11 protein-coding genes are annotated in these 13,708 nt (G+C 72.9%); 5 read left to right on the forward strand and 6 right to left on the reverse strand.

Annotated features, from left to right (window positions below):
• Nucleotides 1-36 precede the first annotated feature (36 nt).
• Nucleotides 37-432, forward strand: a complete 396-nt coding sequence (locus ACWDVW_RS06445) for a hypothetical protein (protein ID WP_449945505.1) — start codon at nucleotides 37-39, stop codon at nucleotides 430-432.
• A complete protein-coding gene (locus tag ACWDVW_RS06450) occupies nucleotides 432-2,849 on the forward strand; it encodes a DUF4132 domain-containing protein (protein ID WP_449945507.1) in 2,418 nt (805 codons plus the stop codon). The genes ACWDVW_RS06445 and ACWDVW_RS06450 overlap by 1 nt, the downstream gene beginning before the upstream one ends.
• 70 nt (nucleotides 2,850-2,919) lie before the next feature.
• On the opposite strand, the gene ACWDVW_RS06455 is transcribed toward ACWDVW_RS06450, so the two are convergent.
• The 4 genes from ACWDVW_RS06455 to ACWDVW_RS06470 form a co-directional block, all read right to left on the reverse strand.
• Nucleotides 2,920-3,723 carry a peptidase gene (locus tag ACWDVW_RS06455; RefSeq protein WP_449945509.1) on the reverse strand — a complete coding sequence of 268 codons (804 nt, stop codon included), beginning with the start codon at nucleotides 3,721-3,723 and terminating at the stop codon, nucleotides 2,920-2,922.
• Nucleotides 3,723-5,030, reverse strand: a complete 1,308-nt coding sequence (locus ACWDVW_RS06460) for a VWA domain-containing protein (RefSeq protein WP_449945511.1) — start codon at nucleotides 5,028-5,030, stop codon at nucleotides 3,723-3,725. Before ACWDVW_RS06460 ends, ACWDVW_RS06455 begins: the two co-directional genes overlap by 1 nt.
• A 97-nt stretch (nucleotides 5,031-5,127) precedes the next feature.
• Nucleotides 5,128-6,351, reverse strand: coding sequence for a hypothetical protein (locus tag ACWDVW_RS06465; protein WP_449945512.1), 1,224 nt, complete (start codon nucleotides 6,349-6,351; stop codon nucleotides 5,128-5,130).
• Between the two features lie 169 nt (nucleotides 6,352-6,520).
• Nucleotides 6,521-7,177, reverse strand: a complete 657-nt coding sequence (locus ACWDVW_RS06470; RefSeq protein WP_449945513.1) for a 4'-phosphopantetheinyl transferase family protein — start codon at nucleotides 7,175-7,177, stop codon at nucleotides 6,521-6,523.
• Between the two features lie 261 nt (nucleotides 7,178-7,438).
• Here ACWDVW_RS06470 and ACWDVW_RS06475 point away from each other — a divergent pair, with 261 nt between their 5' ends.
• Nucleotides 7,439-7,729, forward strand: coding sequence for a hypothetical protein (locus ACWDVW_RS06475; protein ID WP_396740803.1), 291 nt, complete (start codon nucleotides 7,439-7,441; stop codon nucleotides 7,727-7,729).
• A gap of 325 nt (nucleotides 7,730-8,054) precedes the next feature.
• Here ACWDVW_RS06475 and ACWDVW_RS06480 read toward each other — a convergent pair whose 3' ends face one another.
• On the reverse strand, nucleotides 8,055-9,734 hold the full coding sequence (locus ACWDVW_RS06480) for a dolichyl-phosphate-mannose--protein mannosyltransferase (protein WP_449945514.1): 1,680 nt from the start codon (nucleotides 9,732-9,734) through the stop codon (nucleotides 8,055-8,057).
• Nucleotides 9,735-9,800: 66 nt separating this feature from the next.
• On the opposite strand from ACWDVW_RS06480, the gene rsmI reads away from it, so the two are divergent.
• A complete protein-coding gene (gene rsmI, locus ACWDVW_RS06485; protein ID WP_449945516.1) occupies nucleotides 9,801-10,670 on the forward strand; it encodes a 16S rRNA (cytidine(1402)-2'-O)-methyltransferase in 870 nt (289 codons plus the stop codon).
• Between the two features lie 52 nt (nucleotides 10,671-10,722).
• On the opposite strand, the gene ACWDVW_RS06490 is transcribed toward rsmI, so the two are convergent.
• Nucleotides 10,723-11,685: a hypothetical protein gene (locus tag ACWDVW_RS06490; RefSeq protein ID WP_449945518.1), complete on the reverse strand. Its 963-nt coding sequence runs from the start codon at nucleotides 11,683-11,685 to the stop codon at nucleotides 10,723-10,725.
• Nucleotides 11,686-11,834: 149 nt separating this feature from the next.
• Between ACWDVW_RS06490 and metG the strand changes: the two genes are divergently transcribed.
• The gene (metG, locus tag ACWDVW_RS06495; RefSeq protein ID WP_449945520.1) at nucleotides 11,835-13,649 is read left to right on the forward strand and encodes a methionine--tRNA ligase; all 1,815 of its coding nucleotides are present in this window, start codon (nucleotides 11,835-11,837) and stop codon (nucleotides 13,647-13,649) included.
• The last annotated feature ends 59 nt before the right edge of the window (nucleotides 13,650-13,708 follow it).

Raw genomic sequence — 13,708 nt, forward strand, 5'->3', positions numbered from 1 at the left:
GCACTCTGTCGGGGGCCGTACCTAGACTCCCGCGGCATGGCGACGGTGACATTCGTAGACGAGAGCACGGCCGGTGCTCGTACGCCCGCGTGGGCGCTGCAGATCTTCGAGGAGCGGCTGACGCTGCGGGAGCTGATCCGGCGGCGGATCCACCAGGAGGTGGCCGAGTACAACGCCGCCGCCCCGCAGCCGCGCCGGTTGCTCGTCGCGCCCCACGCGACGGAGCAGGCCCTCAACGGTGACCCGGCCGAGCGTGCGCGCCGCCGGGTCGATGCCGAGCGGCAGGTCGCGCTTGCCGAGGAGGCGTTCGGACGCAACGGTTTCGTGGTGCTGGTCGACGACCGTCAGGTCACCGAGCTCGACGACGAGGTCGACCTGCGCCGCGACACCGAGGTCACCTTCCTCAAGCTCGTCCCGCTGGTGGGTGGCTGATGACCACCGCCACCGACACCGCCTGGTTCGCCGCGCGGGTCCGCGACCTGATCGCCGCCGACGACCTCACCGAGCTTGCCAGCCACCTCTACACCCACGCCCGGCACTGCTGTGACGGCCCGGCGGTACGCGACGCGCTGCGTCCACTGTCCCGCCCGGACGTGGCCCGACTGGTGCACGCCATGGTCGTCATCGCGCTCGCCAGCCGCCGCCAGAACTGGACCGCCCGCGAAATGATCAACCAGGTCTGCCGGCGGCTCCCCACCGAGCTGACCCCGGAGCAGCTCAAGGACCTGACCAGGTACGCGGTCCGGGGCTGGCGTGCGCTCACGCCCGGCACGCTGGAGATCGTGGCCCGAGGGGTGGCCGTGACCGGTCCGCTCCCGGCCGACCTGCTCAAGGTGCTTGCCGAACGGTCCGGGGAGAGCCAGCGTCTGCGGCAGTTGGTGGTCGAGCTGGTCGGCCCACAGCTCGACCCGGGCGACCCGTGGGCCGAGCAGATCAGCCGCGAGCTGACCACCCTCGGTCCGGCCTGGCAGCGGCTGGTGGCCCATGCCAGCACCGCGGTCGCGGCCCGTCCGACGGTCGGCTGGTCGACCGAGGCGTCCCGGCTGCTCGCCGAGGTCGACCCGGCCGAGGTGACGCGGGTGCTGGACCGGTGGCTGGCCGCCGCCTCCCGTACCCCGCAGTCGCCGCCCGCCCCGGCCAACGCGGACGTGCTGCGCGGCCTGCTCTGGCTGGTCGAGCGGTCCGCACCGACCCCCGAGCAGGTACGCCGCGTCGGCGGCCTGGTCGAGACGATGCTGCGGCGGCTGCCCGGGATCGGGCCGGCCTGCCCGAAGGTGGCCAACGCGGCGGTCGGGGTGCTCGGTCGGGTCGACGGCGAGGCGGCGCTGGCGCAACTCGCCCGGCTGTCGGCCCGGGTCACCTACAAGGGCACCCGCAACGAGATCGACAAGGCGCTCGACGCCCGCGCCACGGCGATGGGCATCGGGCGGGACGAGATCGAGGAGCTGGCCGTCCCGGACTACGGCCTGACCGAGGTGGGTCGGCACCGGGTGGCCCTCGGCGGCTGCCGGGCCGAGCTGCTGATCGGTTCCACCGGCACCACCCTGGCCTGGTTCGCCGAGTCCGGTCGGCAGGTGAAGAGTCCACCGGCGGCGGTACGCCGTGACCACGCCACGGAACTCGCCGAGTTGAAGGGCCTGGCCAAGGAGATCACCGGGATGCTCGCCGCCCAGGCGGCCCGGCTGGACCGGCTGTTCCTGGCCCAGCGCGTCTGGACACTGACCGTCTGGCGGCAGCGCTACCTCGACCATCCGCTGGTCGGCGCGCTGGCCCGCCGGCTGCTCTGGCTGGTCGACGGGGTGCCCTGCGGCTGGGCCGACGGTGAACTGCGCACCCTGGACGACACCCCGGTCACCGCCGCGGACGACGCCGAGGTGCGGATCTGGCACCCGATCGGTCGACCGGTGCCGGAGGTGGTGGGTTGGCGCGAGTGGCTGGAACGGCACGAGGTGGTCCAGCCGTTCAAGCAGGCCCACCGCGAGGTGTACCTGCTCACCCCGGCCGAGGAGACGACCGGCACCTACTCCAACCGGTTCGCCGGCCACATCCTGCGCCAACATCAATATCACGCGTTGGCGGCGGTCCGGGGCTGGTCCGACCGGCTGCGGCTGATGGTCGACGACACCTACCCGCCGACCAGCCGTGAGCTGCCCGGCTGGGGCCTGCGTGCCGAGTACTGGGTGGAGGGTGCCGGCGACGACTACGAGGCCGACTGCACCGAGAGCGGGTCGTACCTGCGGCTCGTCACCGACCAGGTGCGCTTCTATCCGATCGCCGCCGCGCAGAACTGGACACACGCCTCCGGTGGCGGCTACTCCACGGGCGCCTGGACGAACGGCAGACCGGCCGACGCGCTGCCGCTGGACCAGGTTCCCCCGCTGGTGTTCAGCGAGGTCATGCGGGACGTCGACCTGTTCGTCGGGGTGTCCAGTGTCGGCAACGACCCGACCTGGTCGGACGGCGGACCGCAGGGCCGGTTCCGGGACTACTGGACGTCGTACAGCTTCGGGGAGCTGTCCGCGACCGCCGAGACCCGGCGCGACCTGCTGATCCGGCTGTTGCCCCGGTTGGCGGTGGGGCAGCGCGCCCACGTCGACGGCCGGTTCCTGGTGGTCCAGGGTGACCTGCGGACCTACCGCATCCACCTCGGCTCGGGCAACATCCTGATGAGCCCGAACGACGAGTACCTCTGCATCGTGCCGGCCCGTGGCGCCACCAACCCGGGGGAGCGGCACTTCCTGCCGTTCGAGGGGGACGGCATGCTCGCGGTCATCCTCAGTAAGGCGATGCTGCTGGCCGAGGACTCGGAGATCACCGACCCGACGATCACCCACCAGATCAGGCCCTGAAAGCGATCTTGGTTCGAGACGGCCCTTTCCGGTGCCGTCTCGAACCAAGATCTTCGGCGGTCAGGTGGTGCTAGGCGCGGACCCGCCGGGCGGACGGGCGGCGGGTCAGGGCGAAACCGACCACGCCGGCCACCGCGGCGAGGACACCACCGGCGGTGGTCCAGATCCAGCGGGATCCGGCCTCGGGCAGCCACCCGGTGAGGTCGATGTTCCAGCCGTCGTCGTCCTCGTCGACCGGTGCGACCGTCGGCTCCGTGGCCAGCACGGCACCGGCGTTGGTCGGTGCCACCAGCGGGGCTTCCAGCCGGCCGTCCTCCGGGGCGCTGCCGGCGTCCCCGCTGGCGGAGATCAGCAGGTCCACGTCGATCGGACGACCCAGGTCGGGCTCGGGCACGTCGACCACCGACAGGCGCACGTAGTACGTGCCGGGCAGCGGGTCCGCGGACCACGGCTCCGCCCAGGGCCGGACGCGCCGCAGGGTGCAGCCGATGGCCACGGTACGCACCGAGGAGTCGGCGGTCGGGGTCTGCGCGCCGGCCGTACACGCCTGGCGGCGGCGCAGACCGTCGAAGACCTCGACGGTCCACGTCGACGTGCCGGTGCGCTGCTCGGCGAGGGAGACCGTCGCGGTGATCTCGTGGGTCTCGCCCGCCGCCGCCGGGAACGACCAGTAGAGGTACTCACCGGTGGAGGCACCCACCCGGACCGGTTGGCCCGCCGCGATCGGGGTGGCGCTGAGGAACGTGGTGCCGGCCTTGGTCACGGTGGCGGCACCGGGCGACGGGGTGGGGGTGGGTGCGGCCAGCGCCGCACCCGGGGCCAGCGCGATGCCGGCGGCCAGCAGCGTGGCCACGGTTGCCGATCGGGTACGCATCAGTTCTCCCTCCAGGTGGCGACCCACCAGCGGGTGAGCAGGCCGGTGACGAGCCCGGTGAGCAGACCGGCCAGGGTCAGCAGGAGCAGCAGCACCCAGCCGCGACCCAGGTCCGGCCCGTCCGGGGCAGGGGAGGCGGCGACCACGTCGACGGTCAGTTCGACCGGCATGCCGGGGTCCTTGGCGGTGCCCGCCTGGGGCGAGAACATGTTGCTGACGACCAGACAGACGGTGGTCACGGCCGGGGTGGCGCTCGCCGTCGGGCTGGGGGTGGCGTCCTCGTCGCGCTCGGCGTCGTCGCCGTCCTCGGTGGCCGACCAGCGCAGGCCGGCCGAGACGACGTCGGTGCGTCCGCTGCCGGCGTCCACACCCCGGACCAGTTCCCGGCCGTCGGTCGCGGTGGCCCGCAGCAGGACGCCGTGGTCCGGGTTGATCGGGCGGTCGAGCGCGATGCTGACCGAGGCCCGCAGTTCCTGTCCCGGGCGGACCGGCACCCGGTACCAGCGATGCTCGGAGAAGGTCTCCCGGTCGGTGTAGACGCCGGGGGAGAGCAGTGGCGCGCCGTCGCAGACGTCGGTCCCGTCGACCTTGGCCGGCGTGGTGGCGTACGTGTCACGGGCCCGGTCGACGAGTTGCTTGAGCCGGTCAGTGAGGTCGTCGGCGCTGTTCGCGGCCGTGTACGTGCCACCCGTGGCGGCGGCGATGCAGAGAAGCTGCTTGCGGACCTTCTCGTCGGGTGCCAGGCCGAGGGTGTCCACCACCAGCGTGGTGCCCTGGGCGGCCAGTTCCCGGGCCACCTGGCAGGGGTCCGGCGGGGCGCAGGTGTCCTCCCCGTCGGTGATCAGCACGATCCGCCGGGCGGTGGTGCCGGTGCCGAGGTCCTTCGCGGCCTCCCGCAGGGCGAGCCCGACCGGGGTGAAGCCGGTCGGGCGCAGTGTCGCCACCGCGGCCTTGGCCTTCGCCCGGTCCACCGGGCCGACCGGCACGATCTGCTGTGTGTCCCGGCAGCCCTGCTGCTTGTCCTGCCCCTTGTAGGTGGCGCCGAGCACCCGGATGCCGAGTTGGGTCTCGTCGGGCAGGGCGTCCACCACCTCGCCGAACGCCTGCTGCGCCACCGAGATGCGGCTGCGTCCCTCGATGTCGGTGGCCCGCATCGAGCCGCTCACGTCCAGCACGAGCTGGACGCGAGGCGGTTCGGCGACGGGTTCTGCCTGGTCGTCGTCGGCCCGGGCCGACGCGGGGCCGGCCAGTGTGGTCGCCGCCAGCAGCCCCAACAGGGCGGCTGACGACCATCTCTTGTTGATCACCGGGCGGAGTGTAGCGATGTCCACTCAGGACGATCACTCCGGTCGTCGGGCGAGCCGGCCGACTCGCGCGGCTCGCCCGACGTACCACCGGTATGCGCTACGGCCGCCAGGAGCCGGCGGAGCGGAACAGCGGCTTGTACTCCACCACGCCGTTGGTGTCGGCGACGTCGAAGACGACGGTGCCGGTCCGCTTGGTGCCTTCGGGCAGGTTGTTGCCGGAACCGAGGGACTCACCGCAGCCGGCCAGGATCCCGGCCAGGCCGTTGATCGAGGTCCCGTCGGCGGCCACCCACTCGAAGTAGATCGGGTTGATGGAACCGGTGCCCTTGGTCACCGTGGCCGTCACGTCGGCGATCAGGTAGCGGCCCTTCCGCGGCTCGGGCGCGAACGACCGGCAGCCCTCGTTCACGGTCCGCACCCGGGTCACGGTGATCTCGACGGTGCCGTTGTTGTCGTTCACCACGAGGGTGGTGCCGATGCTCAGGTTGTACGTCTCGCCGCTGGGCGGCGAGTTGGTGGGCGGTGGCGGCGGCGGTGGCGCGGCCTCGGTCGGCGCGGCGCTCGGCGACGGCTCCGGTGTCGGCGAGCCGGCCGACGGTATGGGCCGCGCGCCGGTCTCCCGGTCGTCACCCGACCCGTTGAGCAGCGCGATGACGCCGCCGCCGCAGCAGAGCAGCGCCAGCGCGGCGATCACGGCCACCACGATCAGCGCGGTCTTGTTGCCGGAACCGCCACTGGGCTGTGGTGGCCCCAACGGGTAGCCGGGCGCCGCCGGCGGATAGCCGGTGCCGCCGGGCGGATAGCCGCCCTGCTGGTAGCCACCCGACGCGTACGGTCCGGGCTGCTGGTAGGCGCCGGGCGGCTGGTAGGGGTCGTGCGACGGGTACGCGGCACCGGCCTGCGGGTACCCGGCGCCGGCCTGGTACGGGTCGTGCTGCGGGTACCCGCCAGCGGCGGCCTGGTGTGGCGCGTACGGCGATCCCGAGGCGGGCGGCTGGGGGGCACCCGGGGCCGGGTAGTGCGGCGACCCGGAGACCGGCTGCTGGGGGGAGCCTGCGGACGGGTACTGGGGAGAACCGGAGACCGGGTACTGAGGGGCGCCGGAGACCGGCGGCTGGGGCGCGCCCGAGACCGGTGGGGCGGGCGGTGGCTGCGGGGCGGCCCAGGCGCTGCCGTGGTCGTCGGGCAGGGCGGACCACGTGCCGTCGGGCTGCGCGTCGTTCGGCTGCCCGACCGGCGGCAGGGGCGCCCACGGATCGCTGGGCGGCTGCGGCGGCTGGTAGGGGTCCTGCGGCCCGGATGGGGGCTGGGGGTCGCTCACCGTACTCCTCGGGCACCTGACGTCGAACGCGAACCGCCTGACGCTACCTCGGGCGGGCAACACCGAGCGGCCACCGGTAGGGGTCCGAGCGGAGGAGGACCAGGGGCCGTACGGCCCGGTCAGGAGTGGTGACGCTCAGGCGCGTACCGGCGACGGGGGCGTGGCGGGCTCACTGCGGCAGGAGTACGGCGGCGGTGCGGACCAGTTCCGCGTCGACCGCGTACCGGCCGGTCACCCGGGTCGGTGGGCGGTCGACCGGGGCCGCGTCGACCCGCGCCGGTGCGATGCGCGCCGTGAAGGTCCCGGTCTCCGGGTCGATTTCCACCACCGCGTCGTGGAAGTCCAGCCAGGTGCCGACGATCGGGTGCCACAGCTTGTAGACCGTCTCCTTGGCGCTGAACGCCACCGTCGGCCAAGAGACGCCGGAGGGCAGGCGCGCGTACCGGTCCTCCTCCTCGGGCAGGCAGATCAGTCGGCGTACGCCCGGGCTCAGTTCCTTGTGCTGCTCGGCGTCCATGCCGACCCCGCGCACCTGGCTGCGTCGCGCGACCGCCGCCGCGCAGTAGCCCCGGGTGTGGGTGATGCTGCCGACCGTGCCCGCCGGCCAGACCGGCGCGCGGTCCTCGGCGGCGGGTACCGCGACCGGCGGCAGGCCCAGCTCCGCCATGGCCCGTCGGGCGCAGACCCGGCCCGCAGTGAAGTCACGACGCCGGCTGTCCACGGCGCGTTCCCCGAGACCGGCCGCCTCCTCGGCGTAGAGCTGCCCGGACCAGTCCTGCGCCCGGGCCACCGCCACCGCCACCTCGGGAGGCAACAGGTCACGCACGCGCGATCACCGGGTGGTGCGTTCGGCGGGCCGCCCCGGTACCGTCGACCGGCGGCGAGTGCTCTGCGTGAAGGTGGCGCGTACGGTGTGTCGCGGCGGTCATGGTTGGTCAACGTACCGCAACGACGTAACGCCGTGCCGATGCCGGGCGCTGTTGGGGCGCACGGTGCGTGTGACGCGGCGGCGGGTGCCAGCCCGCGGTCCTGTGTGGAGGCGGAAGGGAGCGCGATGACAGGTGTGGCGGATCGCTCGGGGAGTGCGGTGACCGAGACCGGTGGTGAGGTGCCGTCGCAACGGGTGGCCGAACACGCCCCGGTGACTCCCGACTGGACCTGCGGCACCTGCGGCGCGGACTGGCCCTGCGAGCCGAAGCGTGCCCAGTTGCTGATCGAGTACGGGACGGACCGGCCGATGCTCAGCGTCTATCTGGGCGCGTGCCTGGCCGCCGCCGTCGAGGACCTGCACGCACCCGGATCGACCTCGTTGCAGGACCGGTTCCTCGGCTGGCTGCCCCGTCGCCCGAGGCACCCGGCGAGCCCACCGACGACGTGACCCCGGCCACCACGCCGCCCGGACCGGGCACGCCACTGGCCAGCTGAAATGTGAGGCGACTTCCGGTTCGGCGCGGCGCTCGTCCGGCGTCGCCCGAGGGTGCCGTCCGCCACGGATCGTCCCCGTGACGGGCCCCGGTCGGAAATCTGACCCGCGCCGCCCCGTTGTGCCGCTGGTCATGGGTGGTTAAGCTGCAGATGCGCGCCCCAATCGCCCGCTTCCCCCGTGGCAGGCGATCGGGGCGCGTCCTTTTGTCCGGACTGATCGTCGGGACAGACGTGAAAGGGCCCGTACGCCACGGCGTGCGGGCCCTTCGCCGTCGGTGTCAGATCCAGCGACCGTCCAACCACATCCGTGCCGACCACTCCGCGTACGGCAGCGACTGCCCGACGAAGATCGGATAGAAGTACGCGAAGCAGAGGACGACGAGCACCATGTACGCGCCCACGATCACCCCACCCACCAGGCGGCGGTCCCGGGTCGCCTCGTCGTCGGCCACGGGCCGGGTGCCGCTCGGCCCGGCCGGCGACGCTATCGCCCCGAGTACGTAGACCACCGCCAGCACGAGGAAGGGCAGCGCGGGCGCGGTGTAGAAGGAGAACATCGTCCGGCCGTCCAGGGCGAACCAGAACCAGGGCAGCAGGCCGGCGGCCACGCTGAGCAGGATCGCGCCGGCCCGCCAGTCCCGGCGGGCCAGGCCGAGCCAGACCAGCGCCACCAGCGCGGGCAGGAACGACCACCAGAGCAGCGGGGTGCCGAGCAGGAGGATCTCCTCGGCACAGCTCGCCGCGCCGCAGGGGCTGTCGCTGGTCCAGTGGAAGGCGACCGGTCGGCCCAGCAGCAGCCATTGCCAGGGCCACGACTGGTATTTGTGCGGGTCGTCGAGTTGGCCGTGGAAGCCGAGCGCGGCCTGGTGGTACTGGATCAGGTTCCACAGCGCTCCGATCACCGGCGTGTCGCTGAGCCCGGCGTCGGGGTAGCGCTCGGCGACCCGGTAGTAGCCCTCCTGGCTGCGCAGCCAACCCGACCAGGACGCCACGTAGGTGACCGCCAGCAGCAGGCCGGCGAGCGCCATCCACGGCACCCCGTCGAGCATGGTGGCCCGCCACGGTCGGGGCACGCCCGCCGAGCGGCGGACGCCGACGTCCCAGAGGAACATCAGCAGCGCGAACGCGGGCACGAAGAACAGCGCGCTCCACTTGACCGCGAAGGCGCAGCCGAGCAGCACCCCGGCGGCGAGCCGCCACCAGGGCCAGTTCCGCCAGCCGCCGGGCGGGCGGCCGGCGCGGCCCCGGGCGGTCGGGTCCAGGCCCGCCTCCAGGGCCCGGGCCCAGCGTCGACGTTGCGCGTCCCGGTCCAGCACCAGCGCGCCGAAGGCGGCCAGCACGAAGAAGAGCAGGAAGAGGTCGAGCAGGGCGGTGCGGGACAGCACCAGGTGGAAGCCGTCGAGCGCGAGCAGCAGGCCGGCGGCGCAACCGAGCACGGTGGAGTGGAACATCCGGCGGCCGATGCGGATCAGCAGCAGCACCGAGAGCGTGCCGAACAGGGCCGCCGAGAAGCGCCAGCCGAACTCCGGCGAGGTGGTCGTCAGCGCGCCGGGCACCGAGATGCCGTGTTCGGCGTCGGCGTAGCCGAAGGCCCACTCACCGAGACCGATCAACCACTTGCCCAGCGGCGGATGGACCACGTACGACGGTCCACCGTCCTTGTAGTTCCACTCGACGCCCTTGTCGATCAGCCCCCAGGCGTCCCGGGCGTAGTAGACCTCGTCGAAGATCTTGCCGGGCGGATGGCTGAGGTTGGCGAAGCGCAACACCGCCGCGATCGCCACCACCACGGCGGTGGCCCACCACGATCTACGGTCCACGCGGGCCTCGACGGTGGCCAGCCGACGGCGGATCGCCGCCGGTACGCCACCGCCGCCCGTGTCACCGGTCGAGGCGGCCGGCTGCTCCGGCCCCGGCTGGTCCGCGTTCGCGCTCTGTGCTGTCGACGCACTCGTCACCCGGCGATCGTAGGCTGCGGAGGGGGCCGCTGGCGTACATCGTCTCCGAATCCGGTACGACCGTCGATGAAGGAGTGCCTACTCGTGGGTGAAATGTCCGAAACTGGCCGCCTGGTCCTCCTCGGCGCGCCGCTCGGCAACCCCGCCGACGCCTCCAGCCGACTGCGAGACGTGCTCGGCACCGCCGACGTGGTCGCCGCCGAGGACACCCGGCGGCTCAGTCGACTGGCCCGCGACCTGGACGTGAGCATCCCGGGCCGGATCGTCTCCTACTTCGAGGGCAACGAGGAGCGCCGTACCCCCGAACTGGTCGACGTGCTCACCGCCGGGTACCTCGTCGCGCTGGTCACCGACGGCGGCATGCCGAGCGTCTCCGACCCCGGCTACCGGCTGGTCCGCGCCGCCCTGGACGCCGGGATCCCGGTCACCGCCGCCCCCGGACCGAGCGCCGTCACCACCGCCCTGGCGCTGTCCGGGCTGCCCTGCGACCGGTTCTGCTTCGAGGGCTTCCTGCCGCGTACGCCCGGAGCCCGCCGGTCCCGGCTGCGGGCGCTGGCGACGGAGGAGCGGACCCTGGTCCTGTTCGAGTCCCCGCACCGGATCACCGCAGCGCTGACCGACCTGGCCGACGCGTTCGGCGCCGACCGACCCGCCGCGCTCTGCCGCGAGCTGACCAAGACGTACGAGGAGGTGCTCCGCCGCCCGCTCGGTGACCTCGCCCGATGGGCCGCCGACGGTGATCCGCGCGGCGAGATCACCCTCGTGGTGGCCGGGGCGCCGGCCACGCCGCCGACCCGGCCGGACGACGACGCCCTGCGCGCCGCGGTCGCCGAGCGCGAAGCCACCGGCCAGAGCCGCCGGGACGCGATCACCGAGGTGGCGACCGCCTTCGGACTGCGTCGTCGCGACGTCTATGCCGTCGTGCACCAGGTGTAAGGAAGGGCCCCCTACTAACGCCTCGTGTATAGGAAGGGTCCCTTCCTTGCACCTACCAGGCGGCGACGAGGAAGCCGAGCGTGGTCACCAGCGGGCCGACGAAGGCGGCGGTGACCGCCCAGCGACGGCCCCGTGGATCGGGCAGCCGGGTCGCGCCGGTCCACCGGGCGATCCCGGCCGCGCAGCCGAGCACCCCCAGCAGGCCGAGCAGCCAGCGCAGGTGGGCACCGACGCCGTGATCGGCGTACGCGACGGCGGCGTCCGGCCCGGTCACCCGGGCGGGTAGCGCCGACCCGGTGGTCGTCCGCTGCTCCGGCACCCCGCTGATCCGTACGCCGTGGGTGCGGAACTGCCCGCCGACGGCGGTGAAGATCCCCCGGCAGCGCTGGGTCAACCCGTCACCGGTGCACGCCGTCACCACCGCGGTCCCCGAGGTGCCGTGCCCGACGGCGAGCAGGAGCGGACCGGCGCTGACCCAGGCGAAGAACGCCGCCACCAGGCTCAGCCCGACGAGCGCGGCCATCCCCGGCAGCGGGTCCGGCGGATGACTGCTCCGCTCCCGGCGGCGTACCGGCCGGAGCCGACGCCACCAGGCCCCGCGCTCGCCCGGCGGATCCTGCCGTACCGGCGTGCCGTCCCAGTGCACCTCCTCGATCGGCGCCCAGAACGTGTCCTCGTCGGCGTCGGCCGGATCGGCGTACGGGGCCGCGCCGAGATGCCGTGCCGTGCGCACCGGCACCCGGTGCGGCAGCGCGTCGACCGGTGCGCCGGTGGTCGGCTCCACCGCCACACCCTGCTCGACCGCCACACCGTGCTCGACCGCCACACCCTGCTCCGGCGTTGCCGCCGCGTCGCCGAGGTTGGAGCCGGCCGGGGCCACCCCGTCGGGCGCCACCGTCCGGGGGTGCGGGGCCACGGCGTGGGTACGCGTCGGCGTGGCCGGGTCCGGCCAGGTCTCGGTGGGGAGGCCGTCCTCGTGGTCGCGGGCGGCGCGGCTGCCAGTCACGCGGTTCATTGGACACCGGCGTGGGTGTTGGGACGCGCAGCTCAGACAGCGTGTCGGCGACAAATCGGACCAGCCGTTCGCCCGGAATGGCCGGATTATCGAGCGGGCGGCCCTATTGGTTCGCAGCGGCCCCAGGCGGGTCACTACGCTTGCTGGGCATGAGTCACGTTCTCGCGGCGGTCGCCTGGCCGTACGCCAACGGCCCGCGCCACATCGGCCACGTCTCCGGTTTCGGCGTTCCCTCCGACGTCTTCGCCCGGTACATGCGGATGGCCGGCCACGACGTGCTCATGGTCTCGGGCACCGACGAGCACGGCACCCCGATCCAGGTGCAGGCCGACGCCGAGGGGCTCACCCCGCGCGAGCTGGCCGACCGGTACAACCGGGTGATCGTGGAGGACCTGCACGGACTGGGCCTCTCCTACGACCTGTTCACCCGCACCACCACGCGGAACCACTACGCGGTGGTGCAGGAGTTGTTCGAGGGGATGTACCGCAACGGGTACATCGTGCCGAAGACCACCATGGGCGCCATCTCCCCGTCGACCGGCCGGACCCTGCCCGACCGTTACATCGAGGGCACCTGCCCGATCTGCGGCTACGACAGCGCCCGCGGCGACCAGTGCGACAACTGCGGCAACCAGCTCGACCCGATCGACCTGATCGACCCCAAGTCGAAGATCAACGGCGAGACGCCGAAGTTCGTCGAGACCGAGCACTTCTTCCTCGACCTGCCCGCCCTCGCCGACGTGCTGCGACAGTGGTTGGACACCCGGGAGGGCTGGCGGCCCAACGTGCTGCGGTTCTCCCGCAACCTGCTGGACGACCTCCAGCCCCGGGCCATCACGAGGGACCTGGAATGGGGCGTACCGATCCCGCTCGACGGCTGGCGCGACCGCACCGACAAGCGGATCTACGTCTGGTTCGACGCCGTGATCGGATACCTCTCCGCCTCCGTGGAGTGGGCCCGCCGCTCCGGCGACCCCGAGGCGTGGCTAAGGTACTGGAACCAGAAGGACGCCGAGGGCGGCGTCGACGGGGACGCCGAGTCCTACTACTTCATGGGCAAGGACAACATCGTCTTCCACTCGGTGATCTGGCCCGCGCTGCTGGCCGGCTACTCCGGCGAGGGCGACAAGGACGGCGAGCCGGGCCGGCTCGGGCGGCTCCACCTGCCCACCGAGGTGGTCTCCAGCGAGTTCCTCACCATGGAGGGACGCAAGTTCTCCTCCTCCCGCCGGGTGGTCATCTACGTCCGGGACTTCCTGGAGCGTTACGACGCCGACGCACTGCGCTACTTCATCGCGGTCGCCGGCCCGGAGAACAACGACACCGACTTCACCTGGGCCGAGTTCCTCCGCCGCAACAACGACGAACTGGTCGCCGGCTGGGGCAACCTGGTCAACCGGTCGGTGTCGATGGCGGCGAAGAACTTCGGCGCGATCCCGCCGGTCGGCCCGGACGGTCTCACCGAGGCCGACGAGGCGCTGCTCGCGGTGGCCCGCACCGGCTTCGCCACGGTCGGCGACCTGATCGCCCGGCACCGGCAGAAGCAGGCCATCGGCGAGGCCATGAAGGTGGTCGCCGAGGCCAACAGGTACCTCTCCGACCAGGCGCCGTGGAAGCTCAAGGACGAGGCGGACAAGCCCCGGATGGGCACGATCCTGCACGTCGCCCTCCAGGTGGTCAGCGACGCCAACACCCTGCTCACCCCGTTCCTGCCGCACTCCGCGCAGAAGGTGCACGAGCTGCTCGGCGGCACCGGCGTCCACGCGCCGATGCCGGTGATCGAGGAGGTCGACGACCTCGACGGCGGGCCCGGGTACCCGGTGCTGACCGGGGACTACACGCAGGGCACGCGCTGGGAGTCGGTGCCGCTCACGGTCGGCCGGGCGCTCGCCGCGCCCAAGCCGGTCTTCCGCAAGCTCGACCCGTCCATCGTCGACGAGGAACTGGCCCGGCTGGAGAGCTGACCCGGGCCAGCCACGCAGGTCGTCGCGACGCCGACGACCGGTGACGACACGTTCGGCGG

Source organism: Micromonospora sp. NPDC003241 (genome assembly GCF_053589795.1).